Origin of the sequence: Streptomyces sp. AM 4-1-1 (assembly GCF_029167625.1) — a bacterium.
Classification (GTDB): domain Bacteria; phylum Actinomycetota; class Actinomycetes; order Streptomycetales; family Streptomycetaceae; genus Streptomyces.
Map to the genome: position 1 here is coordinate 3,553,339 of NZ_CP119145.1, position 18,033 is coordinate 3,571,371.

Genomic DNA, 18,033 nt, shown 5'->3' on the forward strand with positions numbered 1-18,033 from the left:
GTGGGCTTTTCTTGAATATGTGAGTTGTTTCCGTTTGGGGGCTTCACGTGAATTTTAGTGGGGGTGGGTGATTCCGCGCGCGGGGCAGCGCTGTTCGGCCGGGGGTGACGCGGCGGTGGCGCGGCGGTGGCACGCGCCTTGGGGAACTCCGGTTGGGGGTGCCACCCCGCCTCCCGCTGCCCGATCTGCGGTTCGCAGGTCAGGCGGCCCTCTGGGGCCCTGGCCCGCGTGGGGGTCCCGCGTGGGGGAGTACGCGAGTCGTCATCGGAGCCGTATCGATTTCTGTGAAGACATTTGAAACCTTCGCAAAGGTTTGATTTATTGGTCTCCGGTCGAACTATGAGGCGAGTGGTCTCGTTGCCCGCGCACCCGGCGGGGCGACAACCGGCGACGGGGGGAGTGGCGATGTGGTCCTCGGAGGGTGTGTTCGTCCCGGACCTGGCGGGGTCGGGTTTCCCGCCTGGCACGGTGTCAGCGCTGTGGGGGTCCCGTCGTCGGGTCCCGTGCGGTGAGTCGGACGGGGAGCGGAGTGGGGAACGGACCGGCGCGGTGGCCGTGCGGCGGCGGAGTCGTGCCGGTGGCGGGGCCCTCGATCCGGACGAGCTGCTGGCCGATGCGGGAGCCGCTGTCGGCGCTGTCGCGCGGACGCGGTTCCGGCCCGCGTTCGAGCGGCTGGTGGAGTCGCTGAACTCCGAGGCCGGGCTGAGCGAGCACGGTGTCGCGGCAGCGCGGCGCAGGCTGCTGGCGGCGCTGGAGCAGCAGGAGTTGATCGGGCGGCTGGGGCGCCGGCATCCGGAGATCCGGGGGATGGACGTCGTGGCCCCGGTCTTCGTCACCGGGCTGCCCGGCAGTGGGGCCGCGTTGTTGCAGAACCTGCTGGTCGAACACCCCGGGCTGGACGGCCCGGCGCTCTGGGAGCTGAGCAGCCCGGCGGCGCAACTGTCGCATCCCGGTCGTCGGCGGTCGTTCATCGACCGGACCCGGCTGCGGGCGGAGGACGCGCGGCGGCCGGTGGCGGGGCGCGGGGTGGGGCAGTTGACCGGGGCCACCCGGCCCGGCGGCTGCCACCGACTGCTGGAGAACGCCTTCCAGAGCCCGATGCTGTCGGTGCCGTGGCGGGTGCCCGGTTACGCGGCCTGGCTGGAAACACGGGATCTGATGGACGCGTACGACTTCCACCGGGAGCAGCTGCGCGCGGTCACCTGGCGGATTCCGGGCTCGACCCTCGTACTGCGTGATCCCTTCCACTCACGCCATCTGCACGCGCTCGTGCGGAGTTATCCGGACGCGCGGGTCGTGCGGCTGCACCGCGGGCCGGCGGACGTGGTGTCGGCGAGCGCGGGGATCAGCGCGGCGCGGCGGGCTCAGGTGTCGGCGGCGGTGAATCCGGTGGAGGTCGGGCGGGAGTGGGTGTCCCGGGTCGAGCGGCACTTCGCGGCGTCGGAGGCGGCGCGGGCGGCGGTGCCCGGTGAGCGGGTGCTCGACGTCCGGTTCGAAGAGCTGGTGGCGGAACCGGTACGGGTGGTGCGGCGGGTGCTCCGGTTCGCCGGGGTGACGCCGATCGCCTCGGTCGACCGCCATGTCGCGGAACTGGCCGGCCGGGTCGGGAACGGGTTGCGGCGGGCGCGGCCTTTCCAGCCGGGCGAATTCGGGCTTTCGCGGCGGCAGTTGGACGCGCGGTTCGCGGTGTATCGGGCTATGTACGGGGTGTGAGGTGCGGGTGTGGGTGTTGGTGCGGGCCTTGGTGCGGGGAGGTCGTTGGGGGTGGTGGGCGGTGCTGGTGGTGGGTGGTGAGTGGTAGGCGGTGCTGCTGGTGGGTGGTGCTGGTGATGGTTCGTGGTGACTGTTCGTTCGTTGATTCCGCAGTTTGTGTGCCGTAGTTCGTGTCCCGCATTTCGTGTGCCCGTAGTTCGTGTCCCCGTAGTCCGTGTGTCCGTAGTCCGTGTGTTCGCGGTCCTTGGAAGGTGAATCATGGCGACTCCCGCGTATGTGCCGTTGTCCGGCGAGCCGGTGAGACTGTCCGCCGTCCCGCCCGTGCGGGGCGTCGCGACGGCCGGTCGGCCGGCGGTGTCCGGGGGGACCCGGGTGCCGCTCGACGCGCTGGTGCCCTCCGAATCACCCCGGCTCGACGGTGAGGACCTGCGGTACGTCGGTCTGCTGGCCGCCTTGGACACGGACCCGCCGCCCCTCCTGGTTCACCGGGCCACCATGCGGGTGGTGGACGGTCGGCACCGGCTGCGGGCTGCCCGGCTCCGGGGCGAGCGGGACATCGCGGTCACGTTCTGGGACGGCCCCGAGGACGGGATCTGGCTGCGGGCGGTGGAGGCGAACACCGCCCACGGGCTGCCGCTCTCGCACGCCGACCGCAGGGCCGCCGCCGCGCGGATACTGGCGCACCACCCGGACCGCTCGGACCGGGCCGTCGCCCGCACGACGGGGCTGTCCCCCAAGACGGTCGCCGTGGTCCGCCGATGTTCGACCGAGGATTTTCCTCGGTCGAACAAAGCGCGGGAGGGTCGGGAGGGTACCGGGCAGGACGAGGTCGGACGCGTCCGGCAGGACACCTGGACGGGGCAGGACGGGCGGACCGGACAGGAAAGGCGGATCGGGCAGGAAAGGCGGATCGGGCAGGACGGGCGGACTCGGCCGGTCGGCGCGGCGCGGGGGCGTGAGGCGGCCCGTGACGTGATCACCCGTCGGCCACAGGCCACCCTCCGTGAGGTCGCCGCGGCGGCGGGCATCTCGTTGAGCACCGCGCACGACGTGCGGCAGCGCATGCGCAGGGGTGAGGACCCGGTGAGTCCTCGGCGGCGCCGGTCCGCTGCCCGGCCCGGTCCTGTGATGCCACCGGGGCGCGACTGCGGCGGCGGCGGCCGGGACGACGGTAGTGGTGCTCGGGACCAGGCGACGATCCTGCGGTCCCTGCTCAGAGACCCCTCCCTGAAGCTGACGGAGTCCGGCCGAGCCCTGTTGCGCTGGCTGGCCGCCCGGGCCGTCGACCCCGTGACGGCGGAATCGCTGCTGGACGCGGTACCCGCGCACGCTGCGGGGGCGGTGGCCGATCTGGCGCATGACTACGCGCTGGTCTGGGAGCGGTTCGCCCGGAGCGCGAGCCGGCGCGCGGGATGCGCTGACGCCCCGGCAGACGCGGGTGCGGACGCATTCGGGTGTGTTGACGGGGGGACGCGTGTGGATGTACCGGCGGGGGTGGACGGGCAGCGGGGCGAGGGGTGAGCGGCGGGGGGTGAGTGGCGAGGGGTGAGGAGTGAGGATGAGCGGTCAGGAGGGGCGGCTGTCCTCGATACGCGAAAGAGCGGGGAGGCCCCGACCTCCCCGGGCATCCCCGCTCAGTTGGGCGGGACGGTTTCGTGCAGCTCGCACTGTTCGTACTAATGGCATGGTGCGATCACACCGTTCCTACGTGGTCACACCTGCGAACACGATGTCGCGTAGTTCGTGATACCGCTCCAGCAGATCGCTGTGCCCATGGAGCACGTCCGACACATGCTGTACGCCGAAGAACGAGGCCACCATGACCCGGGCCAGTGCCTCCGTGTCGACCTCGGGGCGCAACTGCCCGGCCGCTTTGGCCTCGCTGGTCAGTCGGCTCATGGTGGTGAGCCAGCCCTCGTACGGCTTGGGGAGCGTGGTGGCGATCAGCGAGCGCTCGATCTGTAGCCGGGAACCCGCCTGGATGACGATGTCGTCGCGGAAGGCGTACGCCGCGCCCTCCAGTACCTCGTACAGCGTGTCCAGTGGTGAGAGTTTGCGTTCGTACACCCCTTGGATGAGCTCGGCCCAGCGCGAGTAGTGCTCCTGTACGACGGCGCAGGCCAGCGTTTCCTTGTTGTCGTAGTGGAAGTAGACGGCGCCCTTGGTCATCGAGGCGCGTTCGGCGACGTCCTGGAGCGTCACCTTGGGGTAGCCGCGCTCGGCGAAGATCTCCGCCGCTGTGTGGAGGATCTGCGTCCTCGTGCGGCGCGAGCGCTCCTGTTTCGGTTCCTTGGAGGACCGGCCCGTGGTCGCGCTCGCCCCGGTGCCCGTACTCGCGCCAGTGCCCGTACTCGCGCCCGCGTCGGCGTCCGACGGTCCGGTGGGGGTGGCGGGACTGGTGGGAGTGGACGGGCGGGAAGGGGCGGATGGGTCGACAGGGGGTTCGGGGCTGTGGAGAGAGCCGCCCGAGGCGGCTGCTACGGCCGTGTGCGAGTGGTCCGTGGGGGCCATGTGACTCCTCTTTCTCGTGCTGCGCCGCCCTGGGGCGCTTGTAATATACATTCCGGAAGGTATATTTTCACTCCAGCGAGTGGCTGCCAACTTCCGCTGCGCGGACAGATACTGGGGGGTATTGATGTTGCCCAGCACGTTGCCGATGAGATCCGAATCCTTCCGAGGTGAGCCGACGGCTCCGGAGGTTCGCGAAAAACTGAGGTTCGACCGCACGGTTCCGCGTGCGCTGGTCCATCGCGCCTCGGTGGCCGAGGTCTTCCTCACCGACAGTTGCCGGCTCGACCGCGACCGATTCCTCGTCGCGGCGCAGTGGCCGCGCAATCACGCTCTGTACCAGCTCGACGCCGCCGGTTACAGCGATCCGATGCTCCTCGCGGAGACGGTTCGGCAGGCCGCGATCTTTCTGGTGCACCGCTTCTACGATGTGCCCCTGACGCGGCACTTCATCTTCTGCGATCTGGACTTCCGGATAGAGAACCCCGCCCCGTTCCGAGCGAAGGGCGGCGTACCGCTCCAGGTCGTGCTCGACAGCTCCTTCACATGTGATCCGGAGAAACCGGACGGTCGGTTCGGTGCGCGGGTCGAGACCTCGGTCGAGGTCGGCGGGGTGGTCTGTGCCCGCGCCGCGGTGCGTTTCCTGGTGGTGGGCTCCGCGCAGTACCGGCGGCTGCGCTACCGCCGCGCGGCCCCCGCGCCGCTGCCCGTCCAGCCGCCCCCCATGTCGGGTGCGCCGTGCCTGGCGGCCGATGCCGGGCTGAGGCGCGCGGAGAACGTACTGCTCTCTCCTGCTCCCGTTGATGAGGTCGGTGAGGTCGGTGAGGTCGGTGAGGTCGGTGAGGCCAACGGGACAGTCGGGACGGTCGGGACAGGCGTGACACGTAAGGCTGGTGAGGCCGGAAGCTGGCGGCTGCGGCTGGACACCAGGCACCCGGGCTACTTCGAGCACCCTTCGGACCACGTACCGGGCATGGTGCTCGTCGAGGCGTTCCGACAGGCCGGGCATCTGCTCATCGGCCAGGGGGCGCCCGGCCACGACTTCGGGTCCGGCGTCGGAGCGCGCCATGTGCCGGTCGCCTCGCGGGTGTCGTTCGGCAGGTTCGGCGAACTGCACGAGCACGTCACCATCACCGCGCGCGAGGGCGGTTCCGCGCGGCCCGGCGCCCCGGTACGCACCGTTCTCGTCGCCGCGCTCCAGGGCGGGAACACGCTGGCGCAGGCCGAGATGGTCTACCGGCTCCGTCCGGGCGTCTGACGCTCGCTGGACGTACCGGCCCGGTTCCGTACGCCCGACGGGGACCTTGTTGGCCTCGCGTACACCGTCGACGGCGTGATCGGTGGGGTAGGCGCCGATGGCCATGGCGCCGACGGCGGGAACGGTGAGGCCGACGGCGACGGCGATGGCGCCGACGGCGCTCACGGGGCGGGCCATCAGTGGGGGTCGGCGTGACGCCGACCGGACGAGGGGGCCCACATGGAACTCCAACACCTGCGCGGTTTCCGTGAGGTGGCACGTGAACTGAGCTTCACCCAGGCCGCCAGGAATCTGTACTGCGCACAGTCCACCCTCACCGGGCACATCAAGCTGCTGGAGGCGTCCCTCGGCGCCGAACTGTTCCGTCGCCGAGGGCGCCTTCCGCTCGAACTCACCGATGCCGGACGGGTGTTGCTTCCGCGAGCCGAGGAGATCCTTCGGCTGCTGCCGCTCGCCCGGTGCGAGGTGGCCGCGGTGTCGCGCCCGCCCACGAGGCGTCTCGCGGCCGTGGACGGTCCGGGCATCGGAAGGTCCTCGGCCGTGGGAGCCCCGGGTGCCCCGCCGGGTGCCCCAGGAGCCCCGGATGCCGGACGGTCCGCAGCCGTAGGCGGCCCGGCCGCGCGGCCACTCGCCCGTGCGGCCGATCGACACGCGATCGATCGAGACGCGGCCACTCGCCGTGCGGCCGATCGAGACGCGATCGATCGACACGCGGTCGGGGCCATGACCGGACGGGAGTCCGCAAGGGCCGGTAACACCATTCATAGGCAAGGCACATGACGGCTCGTGACAGGGTCCGGCGATCGAAGGGACATCGTGACCTCGCAAGCTCGCACCGCCGCGTTCTTCGATGTGGACGAAACACTCGTCACCATCACCAGCATGACCCGCTTCCTCGCGTACCACTGGGCGGTCGGGGGTCATCCTCCGGACCGTTACGAGGAGTTCAGAGCCGAGCTGCGCCGGCGCCGCGCCACCGGGGAGCCGCGCCAGGAGCTCAACCGCTTCTACTACCGCCACTTCCGTGGCTGCGATCCCGAGTCCCTGGCCCGCACCGGGCGGAACTGGTTCGCATCCGAGCTGGGCCCCGGCCTGTTCCACGAACCGGCTCTGTCGGCGTTGCGCGCACATGCCGATGCCGGACATCTGACCGTGCTGGTCTCGGGTTCGTTCGGCGTGTGCCTGGAACCGATCGCGGCGCACATCGGTGCCGATCTGGCCATCGGAACCGTCCCGCTGGTCGCCGAAGGGCGGCTCACAGGAGAAGTCGGCGCTCCGGTGATCGGTCCGGAGAAGGCGGTGCGGGCCCGCGGCCTCATGGACGCGCTGGGCATCGATCCACGGGACTGCTTCGCGTACGGGGACCACGAGAGCGATCTGCCGCTGCTGGAAACGGTCGGCACTCCGGTGGTCGTCGGAAGTGATCCCGTCCTCATGCGGTACGCGGACGACCGGGGTCTGCGACGACTGCCGGGCGTGACGGAGGGTGTCCCCGCCGGAGTGTGACCGGCGTGGTGCCGGACGCGGTGCGCGACGCGGTGCGGGACCCGCACGCCCCGCGCCGCAGACCGAAACGCCGGCCGATCCGGTCGATCCCGACGTGCCTGATGGTCGGGTCGGTCCGATCGGTTCCGACGTGCCTGATGGTCGGGTCGGTCCGATCGGTTCCGACGTGCCTGATGGTCGGGTCGGTCCGATCGGTTCCGACATGCCCATCGGTTCCGACATGCCCATCGGTCCTGTCGGTCCTGTCGGTCCTGTCGGTCCCGTCGGGTCCCTTCGCGCACGTCGTCCCTGCGGCATCTGCCTCATCTGCTTCACCCGCCTCAACTGGCCCCAACTCGGTCATCCGTCCCGCCCGTACCACTCGTCTCACCTGGCTCGTCCGCGCTGGTGACATCCTCCGGACCGGACGGCGTTACGGCGTGACCACGGGTGTCAGATGTCCTTGCCCGTCGGGATCAGGACCTCGCACATGGTGCGTATCCGCTCCAGGAGGTCGTCGGTCTTCACCAGGGCCGTGAGTTGCTGGATTCCGAAGAGCATGGCGAGGGCGATGCAGCTGAGCGTCTCGGGACTGTGCCGCGGGGGGACCTCGCCCAGCCGCTGGGCGTCCTTCATCAGGCTCAGTATCAGCTCGTGCAGGTCATCGAGCTGGGCGGAACGGCCGCCGCTGTTGCGCGCGTCCTCCGTCGCCAGGCGAAGTCCGGCCTGGAAACGCATGTCGATGTCATGACGTTCCGTCAGGGTGAGGGCGAGGCGGCGCAGCGCGCTCATGGGGGAGCCGGTGTGCGTGTGGGCGGGGCCGAGGATGTCCTTCCAGGACTGTTGGAACTGGTCGGTCAGCTCGGCCGCCAGCAGTGCCTTCGAGGCGAAGTGGCCGTAGAGGGCGCCCTTGGTCAGTCCGGTGCGCTCGGCCACGTACTGCAGGTTGGTACCGGCGAAACCATGGGCGGCGAACTCGATGGCGGCCGAGTCCAGTACCAGCTCCCGGGTGCGCTGGGCCCTGCCCTGCTTAGCCATCACATGCTCCGTGTCCCTTGGCCGACCTGCGGGTCCGCTCAATAAATACCTTCATAACTGAATCTTTTTCCACGGTCGTCTGTTCGGGCAAGTCAGGCGAACCGAAACCGGCCGCTCGCCGAACGGGCCGAACGGCCATCCCTGGCCGAGGGTTCACCCCGGCCGGTTACCCCGTCCGACCACGTCTCAGCCATGGCCCGGCCATGCGCCACTCATCGGCGGATCTCTCGCCGGTCATTCGATGACAGGAGTCACCACTGATGTCTGCCACATACGCACGAAGCCGTACGCGCGAGGGGTTTCCGGCCCTCGGGACCGGGTTGGCCGAAGTCGCCGCGGTCGCGTCGGGCGACGCCGCCGCAGCCGAACGGTCTCGTTCACTCACGCCCGAAGTGGTGACCGCTCTGGGGGGATCGGGGTTCGCCCGGCACTTCGTACCGGAGAGGTGGGGCGGTGCCGCGGGGACCTTCCGCGAACTGCTCGACGCCGTCGTCACCCTGGGGGAGGCGTGCCCGTCCACGGCCTGGTGCGCCGCGCTCCGAGCCGCGCATGGCAGGCTCGCAGCCGCGCTGCCCGAATCCGGACAGCGAGACCTGTGGGGTGCGTCTCCCGACGTTTCCGTCGCGGCGGCGGTCGTACCGCCTGCCGGGGAACTCGTGCCGGTGACAGGTGGCTGGAAAATATCCGGGAGATGGGGTTACGCGAGTGGCGTGGAACACGCGGACTGGGTGTTGCTGTCCACCATGGAGAGTGTCGATGCCCCAGGTGCAGGTGCAGGTATTGGACTAAGTGCTGTTCCAGGGAAGGCCGTTGACGGGAGCGGAGCCGGTACGGGAGTCGGCGCCGCCCGTTGTCGGGTGCTCGCCGTGCCGCGCTCCGACGTACGGGTCCACGACACCTGGCGCAGTGTCGGCCTGCGCGCAACCGGCAGTCACAACGTCAGCGTGGACGGGGTTTTCGTGCCCGCGCACCGCTCCTTCCTCCGCGAGTCACTGGCGTACGGGAGCGCCTGGACCGAGCCGGCTCGCTGCCACCGGGTGCCGTACGACCTGGTGGCCTCGCTGTTCTTCTGCGCTCCCGCGCTCGGTGCGGCACGGGGGGCGTTGCGTTCCTGGCAGTCGGTGACGGCGGGGCGGCGACTGCGCGACGGCCGGTTCGCCCGGGAGGACGTGGATGTCCAGCGGGTGCTGGCCCGTTCGTCCGCCGAGATCGATCTCGCCCGGCTCGCCCTGGAACGGGTGGCCAATGAGGCGGACGAGGTGGACGAGGCGGAGATCGACCCGGCGCTCATCGCGCGCAACGTCCGCGACTGCGCCGTCTCCGTGGAGCTGCTGCTCGGGGCCGTCGAACGGATCGTGCGGCAGTCCGGTACGTCGGCGCACGACGAGAGCAGTGACGTCCAGCGGTTCTGGCGGGACATCCAGGTGGTGGCGAGCCATGCCACGCTCGGCCTGCCGGCGGCCTCGGCGGCGTACGCGCGGGTGGCACTCGGGTAGGGCGTGCGGGGCGTGTGGTGACGATCGTGCGGGATGCGTTTCTCGCGGTCACGGTCGTGAACGAGACGCGTCCCTCGCGGGGAAGGTCGTGAGAGTCGTGTGGGGCGCGTTCTGTGTCGCGGGACGCGCCCCAGGTCACCCAGGTCACCGAAATTCGCCCCCGCCTCATAGGCCACGCCCCACCTGTCGCCCCGCGCGCATCCCGCAGTGCCCGTTCCCCGTCCCGCTCCGTCCCACCCGTCGCCTCACCGATCGGCGTTCGCGATAATAGATGCTTCAGCATGCATTGATGTGGCAAGCTCCTCTCGCGATCCAAGGCGATGACGAGAGGAGAGTCCGTGCGACCGACTGACACCGAGGGCCGAGGGGGCCGGGCCGTGCCCCTGCGTCTGCTGGCCCTGATGGTCTCCATCTTCTGTATCGGGACGGCCGAACTGCTCCCCGGCGGAGTCCTCCCCCAACTGGCCGACGACCTGGACGTGTCGATCTCGTCGGCGGGACTGCTCGTCACCTTCTACGCCGTGGCGATGGTCGTCGGCGGGCCGCTGGTCACCGGGCTGACCATGCGACTGCCGCGCAGACGTCTGCTCATCGCTCTGATGGTGACGTTCCTGGCCGGCAGCACGCTGGCGGCGCTGGCTCCCTCGTACGAGGTCCTCGTGGTGGCCCGCGTCGTCTGCGCCCTGACCCAGGGCACCTTCGTCGCCGTCAGCATCGTGGTCGCGGCCGGGATGGTGGCCCCCGAGAAGGCGGGTACCGCCGTCTCCACGACCGTGCTCGGCTACAACCTGGCGACCGTGCTCGGTGTGCCGGTCGGCACGCTGGTCGGGCAGCACTTCGGATGGCGTACGACCTTCGGGGCCATCGCCGTGCTCTCCGTGGCCGGGGTGGCGCTACTCGCCTGGCTGCTGCCCGCAGGCGCCGCCGACCCGACGGCATCGGTCCGCAGGGAGATCCGGGTCTTCGCGTCCCGGGGCGTGCTTCTCTCCATCGTCGTCACCGTGCTCGCGACCGGCGGAATGTTCACGCTGATCACGTACATGGTGCCGGTCCTCACCGATGTGAGCGGGGTGTCCAGCACGGCCGTTCCCGTCCTGCTCGTGGTCTACGGCCTCGGGTCGCTGGCCGGGAACATGATCGGAGGCAGGCTCGCCGACCGGTCGTTGCTGCCCTCGCTCGTGGCGTCGCTCGGCGCGCTCACCGCCGCCTGCCTGCTGTTCGGTCTGCTCGGACCGGTCCGGCCGCTCGCCGTCGTGATGGTGCTGGTCTTCGCGCTCGCCACCTTCGTGGTCGTACCCGTCCTCCAGACCTACACCCTCCACCAGGCCGCGGACGCCCCGGCCCTCTCGGTCACCGTCAACATGTCGGCCTTCGGCCTCGGGGCGGCGATCGGCTCCTGGTACGGGGGGACGGTCATCGACTCGTCCTTCGGCGTGGGCGGCGTCGCCGTGGCATCGGCGGTCCTCACCGGCGCGGCCGGGCTTGTCGCACTGGCCCTGTACCTGACGAGCCGCCGTGCGCCGCGTACCTCACCGGGCGCGGACCGACCGCCTGCCGGAGCGTCAACTCCGGTCAGCGCGGTGGCTTCGGTCAGCGCGGTGGCTTCGGTCAGCGCGGTGGCTTCGGGCGGCGCGGTGGCTTCGGGCGGCGCGGTGGCTTCGGGCGGCGCGGTGGCTTCGGGCGAGTCCGGACCGGTTTCCGAAGAACTCGCCGTGGGGGGTGGTGGCCGCTGACCGACACAGGGTCTCCCTCCCCCCACCTGTTCTCCACCCACGCTTCCTTTCGGCTGCCGCTCCCCCACCGGCCGTTCGCCGAACCGGTTTCCCCTCACCGGCCGTTCGCCGAACCGGCTGCCCCTCACCGGCCGTCCGCCGAACCGGCCTCCCCCCGCCGGCCGTTCGCCGAACCGGCCTCCCCCACGTGGAACCCCCCCATCCCCCACCCCCCACTTTCAGAACTCCCACTCTCAACACTCCCCCACGTCCAGAGCCGCCAGATCTTCCTGAAGGGAAAGCTCATGCCGAGCCAGTCGTCACCACGACAAGCCGCCCCCGCTCCATCCAGCCCGCCGAGCCGGTCGACCCTGCTGTCCAGACTGCCCTCGCTCACGGGCATGCGGTTCGTCGCCGCCGTGATGGTCTTCTTCTTCCACTCGTCGCTGACGACGGAGCCGCCGCTGAACCCGTTCTCCGGCACGGCGTCCGACATCTACCACTCCGTCTTCACCAAGACCGGATGGATAGGCGTCTCGTTCTTCTTCATACTCAGCGGATTCGTGCTCACCTACTCGGCGAAGGCGGACGACACCCCCCGCCGCTTCATGCGGCGCCGACTGGTCAAGCTCTACCCCAACCACGTGGTCTCCTGGGCCCTGGCGATGGTGCTCTTCGCAGGTGCCACGGCGACGTGGCGGCAGTGGCTGCCCAACCTGCTGCTGGTGCAGACCTGGATTCCCCGGTACGACACCTTCCTGAGCATCAACCCGCCGAGCTGGTCGCTCTCCTGCGAAGTGATCTTCTACCTGTCGTTCCCGCTGCTGCACCGCTGGATCAAGAAGATCGACCCGGCGCGGCTGTGGGCCTGGGCCGCCGGAGTGGTCGCCGTCGTGACCCTGATCCCGGCCGTCGCGTACGTCGCGCTCCCGGACGGCACGATGTCCAACGGCTTCCCCGTCTCCGACTGGCAGTACTGGGTCGTCTACATGCTGCCGCCGGTCCGCACCCTGGAGTTCGTGCTCGGCATCCTCATGGCCCGCATCGTGCTGAGCGGTCGCTGGATCAATCTCCGGCTGCTGCCCGCCGCCGCCCTGCTGGTCGTCGGCTACGCGGTGGCGAACGTCGTGCCGTGGCTCTTCAGCCTCAACGCCGCCGCCCTCATCCCGCTGGCCCTGCTCATCCCCGCCGCCGCGACCACCGACCTCAGCGGACGCAGGTCGCCGTTCCGCGGCCGGGTGATGCTGTGGCTGGGCGAGGTGTCCTTCGCCTTCTACATGGTGCACGGCGTCGTGATGATCTACTTCCGTTCGCTGCTGGGCTACACCGAGCTGTACAGCACGCCCGTGGGCATCGGTGTCATCGCGCTCTACATGGGCCTCAGCCTCGCGGTCGCCTGGCTGCTGCACACGGTCGTCGAGACCCCGATGATGCGGCGCTTCAGCAGGCCGCGCCGCCGTACTCCGCAGAGCGCCACCGCTCGGAGCACCGACCTGCGGATCACGGAGGCGCCGATCGACGGCATGCGGGACGACGCCTCCGCGCGGGCCGTGGCGCGGACGGAGGAGAAGGCCACCGCGGGAAGCGGTGCGTCCGGCGCCTGACCTGATCCGTACGGCCACTGCCTCCGCCGGCCGATGTCCGACCCACCCGGTCGGACATCGGCCGGTCTCTTGCTGTGGCCAGTGCTTGCGTAAGCATTAGTATTGAAGTGGTATGTGAAAGCTGTGCGTGAAGGCTGTTCCCGGAGCGGGACGCAGGACGACGAGTCGTGGAGAGCGGAAATGGTGGCTGCCGCGCGAGGGCGCAGGAACAGCGAACACGAGCTGTGGCGACAGCTGCTCCTGCTCGTCAACCGGGTGGGCGGCACCCTCGACAAGAAGTTGCAGCGTCAGCACGGTGTGAGCGTCTCGGAGTTCACCGTCCTGTCCACGCTGGCCGATGTCGAGAAGGGCGGCGGGATGCGGATGCAGGAGCTGGCGGACGCCGTCGGCATGAGCCAGTCCACGATGAGCCGCCTGGTCGGCCGGCTGGAGAGCGGAGGGCTCGCCACCCGCACGATCAGCGACCAGGACCGCCGTGCGATGTACGCCCGGATCACCGAGCAGGGCAAGGAACTGGTGGCGGAGGCCGACGGCACCTTCGGCAAGGAACTGGGGGTGGCGCTGGACATGGCCGCGTTCGACAGTTCGACCGCGTCACTCGTCGCCCGCTTGCGGCACGACCCGTCCGTCTGATCGATTCGGCACGTACCGACGATCCGGTACGTGCCGGGGCTCCGCTCCTCCGCGGTTTCGTGCGTACTGATGGCCCTGCTCGCGGTTCGGTACGCGTCGGCGTTACGGGCCCCGGCCGGCGGCGCAGCGGGCGGGCGCACGACCGGTGAGCCCACGCCCGTCCGTCACGCGCCGAGGACGTGGAAAAGCCCGGAGGGGCCGTACGGAACGTCGTCCAGGAACGTCGAGCGTTGTCCGGGAACGGTGTCCGTACGGCCCCTCCGGGCCGCGGGCCGAGGTGTCAGGCGCCCTGCTTCTCCTCGTACAGGAACTCCTTGAGCAGCGCGGTCAGCTCGTCGGCCTTCTCGAAGAGGGCGAAGTGGCCCGCGTCCAGCTCGGCGTAGCGGCTGCCCGGGATGGCCTGGTGGAGCCGGCGGGAGTGCTCGACCGGGACCATCCGGTCGTGCGTGGCGCCGATCACCAGCGTGGGGACGGTGATCTTCGGCAGCAGGTCGGTGATGTCGGCCTCCATGTTGAGGGCGATCTGACGGCCGATGCCCTCCGGCACACCGCCCGCCAGCATGCCCTCGACACCGTCGACGCCGAAGTTGTTCAGCTGGCCGTCGGTCCAGCCGTGCAGCTGGAGGAAGCGGCCGAACGCGTCGTGGTCGAGGGCGTCGAGGCGCTGCCACAGATCGAAGAAGATCTTCTGGCGGGCGTCGAGCGAGGCCCAGCCGGTGAGCAGGACGAGTCGCCGGACCAGCTCCGGGTGCTCGGCCGCGACGGCGGCGGCGGTCACCGCGCCGAGCGACCAGCCGACCAGGTCGACCGGGCCGTCGACACCGTCGCGAATGGCCGCGGTGACCTGGCCCACGAGGAGTTCGACGGTGAGCGGGTCGCCCGAGTCCTTGGTCTGGCCACTGCCCGAGTAGTTCGGGGTGACGACCGTACGGCGGTCGTTGAAGCTGTCCAGCAGATGGGCGAAGCCTTCCGCTGCGCCGCCGGTTCCGTGGAGCAGCGCGAGGCCGGGACCTTCGCCGGAAACGAAGTACTCCACCAGGGAGTCGGAAGTCGAGACGGTGGGCATGGGGGTCTCCCTCAAAGAATCGTAACGGGGGGCTCACGCAGTAATTTATATGCGTATGGATTACATGCGCAAGCATTTAATGAGGTCGCTGATCGGCCTTTTTCAGCCACGTCCATGGCGGGTGCCACCCGGTGCCACCCCTGCTGCCCCAGGTGCCCCTGCTGCCTCTGGTGCCCCTGCTCCCGCTGTGGCCGCGGCGGATGGCGCGGCTGCGGCCGGCACGACGGACTGGGCGTGCCGCAGGACGCCGTGCGGGTCCCAGGCGGCCTTGATCCGCTGGAGACGCGGGTAGTTGGCCTTGTAGTAGAGGGTGTGCCAGGGGACGCCGGAGGTGTTCCACTCCGGATCGCTCAGGTCGACATCGGCGTAGTTGACGAAGCAACCGTCGGTGACCCGGCCGGGTACGGGCACCCCGCCCGTACGCGCGTACACGTCACGGTAGAACTCCCTCACCCACCGCAGATGCCGGGCGTCCTCGGCCTCGTCCTGCCAGAACGCCAGGTACTGGAGCTTCATCACCGAGTCCCGCTGCGCCACGGCCGTGGCGTCGGGGGCGACGGAGTTGATCCGGCCCCCGTATCCGGCGATCAGCAGCAGGGCGGCCGGATTCGCGTAGTCGTCGCGGGTCAGGTGACGGTGGATCGCCTCCAACTGGTCGTCGGGGAAGGAGGCACGGACGTACGCGGACTTGTCCTCGAACCGCAGGGTCGGATCGCCGCCCGCGAAGCCGGGCCACTTCGTCGCGTGCAGGAAGGGCAGCTTCTGGGTGGCCGAGGTCGGACGGACCCCGACGCCCCGGCCGACCTCCGCGATGAAGGCGTCCAGGTCGCGGCGGGCGTTCGGGCGGGTCGCGTCGATCTGGGTGACCATCGTGATCACCCCGCCCGACCGGTGCGCGGGCTTGAGCTGGCTGAAGAGGTCGAGGTGGGGGGAGTCGGGGGCGCTGTTGCGGACGAACCAGTCGCCGTAGTTCTTCACCAGCCGCTTGAAGCCCCGCTTGGTCAGACCCTCCCAGGGCCAGGTCACCGTGCTCGTCAGCAGTTCGGCGGGCGGGCGGGGCAGCAGCCGGCCGGGGTCGGTGCCGGTGGCGCCGGGGGAACGCAGCAGGTACTTGGTGATGATGCCGAAGTTGCCGCCGCCGCCGCCGGTGTGTGCCCACCACAGGTCCCGCAGTCGCGGATCGGTGGAGTCGCGGGTGGCGAGAACCTTGCGTACGGTGCGCTGCTCGTCGACGACGACCACCTCCACGCCGTACAGGTGGTCGACGGTCAGGCCGAACTGCCGGGACAGCGCCCCGTATCCACCGCCGACGATGTGACCGCCCGCGCCGACCGAGGGGCAGGAGCCGCCGGGGATGGTGACGCCCCAGACCTTGAAGAGGGTGGAGTAGACGTCCGACAGCCAGGCGCCGGGGCCGACGGCGAACGCCCGGTGACCGGCGTCGTAGGTCACGTCGTTCAGCTCGGAGAGGTCGATGACGACCTTGACCTCGGGATCGGTGGTGAAGTCCTCGTAGCAGTGGCCTCCGCTGCGCACGGCGATCCGCTTGCGGGCCGCGACCGCTTCCCGTACCACCGCGACGACCTGGTCGGCGGAGTCCACGACGCGTATGGAGTCCGGGCGGCCTACCCAGCGCTGGTTGGTACCGCGTGCCAGCTCGGCGTAGCGCGGGTCACCGGGCCGTACGGTCACGGTGTCGAAGGCGGTCGGCGTGCCCGGTGGGGCGGGTGGGGCGGGGCGGGCGGACGCGGTGGTGCTTCGCCCCGCGGCAAGGGCCACGGTCGCCCCGCCGACCACGGCGGACTGTTGCAGCACACGGCGTCGGGTCAGCTCGGTCATCGGCTCTGCTCCATCGTGAGAGGGGCCGGGTCCCCGGTGCGGGGCCCTGCCGGGGATACGGAGGGGGTGGCGGAAGAGACCGCGGAGGAAGAGGGCGCGGGGGAGGAGGGCAAGGGCGAAGAAGGCTCGGGGGTAGAGGGGGCAGGGGAAGAGGGCAGGGCAGCGGCGGCGCGGCGGTCGCGGGTGAGTTCGCCGACGGCCACGAGCATCGCGGCCCAGGACAGCAGGGACGCGGCGGTCAGTACGACGCGCAGCCCCAGGTCGAGACCGAGCAACTGGCCGCCGAACCACGCGCCGAAGGCGATACCGACGTTGAAGGCGCCGATGTTGACGGACACGGCCAGGGTCGGCGCACCGTCCCCGGCCGTGGTGAGGATGCGGGCCTGGAGGCCGGGCATGACGGCGAAGTACGCCATGCCGAAGGCGAACAGCAGCACCACCAGCAGCCAGGGCAGCCGCGCCCCCAGCGCGATGGCCGCGAGGGTGGCGCCGAGCACCGCGAGGAGACCGACGAGTGCGGGCATCAGGGCCCGGTCGGCCAGTCGCCCGCCGATCAGATTGCCCAGCAGCGAACCGCCGCCGAACAACAGCAGCAGCCAGGTCACCGTCGAGGGGGCGAAACCGCCGAGGTCGGTGAGGATCGGGGTGACGAAGGTGTACGCGGTGAACACCCCGGCCATCGCCAGGGTGGTGATGACGACGGCGAGCTGGACGCGACGGTTGCCGAGGACCCGCAGTTCGTCGGCGGCGCCCCCCTTGACCGGTACGGCCTCGGCGGGCAGGAAGAGGCCGACGAGCAGGGTTGCCAGCAGGCTGATCACGGCGACGCACCAGAAGGTGGAGCGCCAGCCGAAGTGCTGCTCGGCCAGCACCCCGAGGGGCACACCGAGGACGGTGGCGAGGTTGAGGCCGACGGCGACCTTGGAGACCGCGGAGGCTTCCTTGCCCACGGGGGCGAGACTTCCGGCGACCACGATGCACACCGCGAAGAGGGTGCAGTGGGTGATGGCGGACAGGACGCGGGCGACCATCAGGACCGGGTAGCCGACGGCGGTGGCGGCCAGGACGTTGCTCAGGACGAAGAGCGCCATCAGGCCGAGCAGCAGGGGCTTGCGGGGAACGCGGCTGGTGGTGAGCGTGACGAGCGGGCCGGCGATGACCACACCGAGCGCGTACGCGGTGACGAGCAGTCCCGCGCTCGGCAGCGAGACGGACAGGTCCTGGGCGATGGCGGGCAGGATTCCGGCGATGACCAGCTCCGCGCTGCCGACGCTGAACACACAGAGCATCAAGGAGAACAGGGGAAGCGGCATGGGCCTTGCCTTCCGAGTGGGTGGGGGAGGGGCGGGCGTACGACGTACGGGGTGGGGCGCGCGGGTGTACGAGGTGGTGCCCGGTCGTACGAGGTGCGGGGCGGCGCGCGGGAGTACGAGGCTCGGGCGCGGGCGACAACGCGCCCCGTACGACGCCGGGCGTACTACGGGCGCCGGGCGTACTGCGGGGTGTGCCAGGTGTACGAAGTGCCCCGTGACGCCCTGGGCGGTCAACGGACGCCGGGCGTATGGGACGTGCCAGGCTCACGAGGCGCCCCGTAGCGCCCTGGGCGCGCAATGGGCGCCGGGCGTACGGAGTGCACCAGGCGTACGAGGTGCGCCGTGCGTGCCCCGGGTGTGCAAGGGGC

At 70.4% G+C, this 18,033-nt stretch carries 14 protein-coding genes; 9 read left to right on the top strand and 5 right to left on the bottom strand.

From position 1 onward, the window contains the following. Positions 1–549: 549 nt before the first annotated feature. Complete coding sequence (locus PZB75_RS15215) at positions 550–1,713, top strand: sulfotransferase (protein WP_275535828.1); 1,164 nt, start codon at positions 550–552, stop codon at positions 1,711–1,713. A 258-nt stretch (positions 1,714–1,971) separates the two neighbouring features. Further along, positions 1,972–3,234: a transcriptional regulator gene (locus tag PZB75_RS15220; protein ID WP_275535829.1), complete on the top strand. Its 1,263-nt coding sequence runs from the start codon at positions 1,972–1,974 to the stop codon at positions 3,232–3,234. A gap of 183 nt (positions 3,235–3,417) precedes the next feature. Here PZB75_RS15220 and PZB75_RS15225 read toward each other — a convergent pair whose 3' ends face one another. Further along, on the bottom strand, positions 3,418–4,224 hold the full coding sequence (locus PZB75_RS15225; protein ID WP_275535830.1) for a ScbR family autoregulator-binding transcription factor: 807 nt from the start codon (positions 4,222–4,224) through the stop codon (positions 3,418–3,420). Positions 4,225–4,369: 145 nt separating this feature from the next. On the opposite strand from PZB75_RS15225, the gene PZB75_RS15230 reads away from it, so the two are divergent. From PZB75_RS15230 to PZB75_RS15240, 3 genes are all read left to right on the top strand, one after another. Then, positions 4,370–5,479, top strand: a complete 1,110-nt coding sequence (locus tag PZB75_RS15230; protein ID WP_275535831.1) for a ScbA/BarX family gamma-butyrolactone biosynthesis protein — start codon at positions 4,370–4,372, stop codon at positions 5,477–5,479. Positions 5,480–5,698: 219 nt separating this feature from the next. Beyond that, complete coding sequence (locus PZB75_RS15235; protein WP_275535832.1) at positions 5,699–6,259, top strand: LysR family transcriptional regulator; 561 nt, start codon at positions 5,699–5,701, stop codon at positions 6,257–6,259. 36 nt (positions 6,260–6,295) lie between these two features. Then, positions 6,296–6,985, top strand: coding sequence for an HAD family hydrolase (locus tag PZB75_RS15240; protein WP_275535833.1), 690 nt, complete (start codon positions 6,296–6,298; stop codon positions 6,983–6,985). A gap of 432 nt (positions 6,986–7,417) precedes the next feature. Here the strand turns inward: PZB75_RS15240 and PZB75_RS15245 are convergent, their stop codons facing one another. After that, positions 7,418–8,002, bottom strand: coding sequence for a TetR family transcriptional regulator (locus tag PZB75_RS15245; RefSeq protein ID WP_275535834.1), 585 nt, complete (start codon positions 8,000–8,002; stop codon positions 7,418–7,420). An 866-nt stretch (positions 8,003–8,868) separates the two neighbouring features. Here PZB75_RS15245 and PZB75_RS15250 point away from each other — a divergent pair. The 4 genes from PZB75_RS15250 to PZB75_RS15265 all read left to right on the top strand — a co-directional run bounded on the left by PZB75_RS15250 (position 8,869) and on the right by PZB75_RS15265 (position 13,447). Beyond that, positions 8,869–9,498 carry an acyl-CoA dehydrogenase family protein gene (locus tag PZB75_RS15250; protein WP_275535835.1) on the top strand — a complete coding sequence of 210 codons (630 nt, stop codon included), beginning with the start codon at positions 8,869–8,871 and terminating at the stop codon, positions 9,496–9,498. Between the two features lie 338 nt (positions 9,499–9,836). Beyond that, positions 9,837–11,231, top strand: coding sequence for an MFS transporter (locus PZB75_RS15255; protein WP_275535836.1), 1,395 nt, complete (start codon positions 9,837–9,839; stop codon positions 11,229–11,231). Positions 11,232–11,515: 284 nt separating this feature from the next. Continuing rightward, entirely contained in the window at positions 11,516–12,814 is a 1,299-nt protein-coding gene (locus tag PZB75_RS15260; RefSeq protein WP_275535837.1) for an acyltransferase, read from the top strand. A gap of 180 nt (positions 12,815–12,994) precedes the next feature. Further along, on the top strand, positions 12,995–13,447 hold the full coding sequence (locus PZB75_RS15265; protein ID WP_275535838.1) for a MarR family transcriptional regulator: 453 nt from the start codon (positions 12,995–12,997) through the stop codon (positions 13,445–13,447). A gap of 280 nt (positions 13,448–13,727) precedes the next feature. Here the strand turns inward: PZB75_RS15265 and PZB75_RS15270 are convergent, their stop codons facing one another. The 3 genes from PZB75_RS15270 to PZB75_RS15280 form a co-directional block, all read right to left on the bottom strand. Beyond that, entirely contained in the window at positions 13,728–14,513 is a 786-nt protein-coding gene (locus PZB75_RS15270) for an alpha/beta hydrolase (protein ID WP_275535839.1), read from the bottom strand. Positions 14,514–14,615: 102 nt separating this feature from the next. Continuing rightward, positions 14,616–16,352 (bottom strand): FAD-binding protein, encoded by a 1,737-nt coding sequence (locus PZB75_RS15275; RefSeq protein WP_275535840.1) that lies wholly within the window; start codon positions 16,350–16,352, stop codon positions 14,616–14,618. Then, the gene (locus PZB75_RS15280; RefSeq protein ID WP_275535841.1) at positions 16,349–17,665 is read right to left on the bottom strand and encodes an MFS transporter; all 1,317 of its coding nucleotides are present in this window, start codon (positions 17,663–17,665) and stop codon (positions 16,349–16,351) included. The genes PZB75_RS15275 and PZB75_RS15280 overlap by 4 nt, the downstream gene beginning before the upstream one ends. Positions 17,666–18,033 lie beyond the last annotated feature (368 nt).

What these genes read in the sequence shown, in the direction of transcription:
- PZB75_RS15260 (WP_275535837.1), top strand. Translation starts at nt 11,516, where the DNA reads ATGCCGAGCCAGTCGTCACCACGACAAGCCGCCCCCGCTCCATCCAGC.
- PZB75_RS15245 (WP_275535834.1), bottom strand. Translation starts at nt 8,002, where the DNA reads ATGGCTAAGCAGGGCAGGGCCCAGCGCACCCGGGAGCTGGTACTGGAC.
- PZB75_RS15280 (WP_275535841.1), bottom strand. Translation starts at nt 17,665, where the DNA reads ATGCCGCTTCCCCTGTTCTCCTTGATGCTCTGTGTGTTCAGCGTCGGC.
- PZB75_RS15275 (WP_275535840.1), bottom strand. Translation starts at nt 16,352, where the DNA reads ATGACCGAGCTGACCCGACGCCGTGTGCTGCAACAGTCCGCCGTGGTC.
- PZB75_RS15235 (WP_275535832.1), top strand. Translation starts at nt 5,699, where the DNA reads ATGGAACTCCAACACCTGCGCGGTTTCCGTGAGGTGGCACGTGAACTG.
- PZB75_RS15230 (WP_275535831.1), top strand. Translation starts at nt 4,370, where the DNA reads ATGAGATCCGAATCCTTCCGAGGTGAGCCGACGGCTCCGGAGGTTCGC.
- PZB75_RS15225 (WP_275535830.1), bottom strand. Translation starts at nt 4,224, where the DNA reads ATGGCCCCCACGGACCACTCGCACACGGCCGTAGCAGCCGCCTCGGGC.
- PZB75_RS15220 (WP_275535829.1), top strand. Translation starts at nt 1,972, where the DNA reads ATGGCGACTCCCGCGTATGTGCCGTTGTCCGGCGAGCCGGTGAGACTG.
- PZB75_RS15265 (WP_275535838.1), top strand. Translation starts at nt 12,995, where the DNA reads ATGGTGGCTGCCGCGCGAGGGCGCAGGAACAGCGAACACGAGCTGTGG.
- PZB75_RS15270 (WP_275535839.1), bottom strand. Translation starts at nt 14,513, where the DNA reads ATGCCCACCGTCTCGACTTCCGACTCCCTGGTGGAGTACTTCGTTTCC.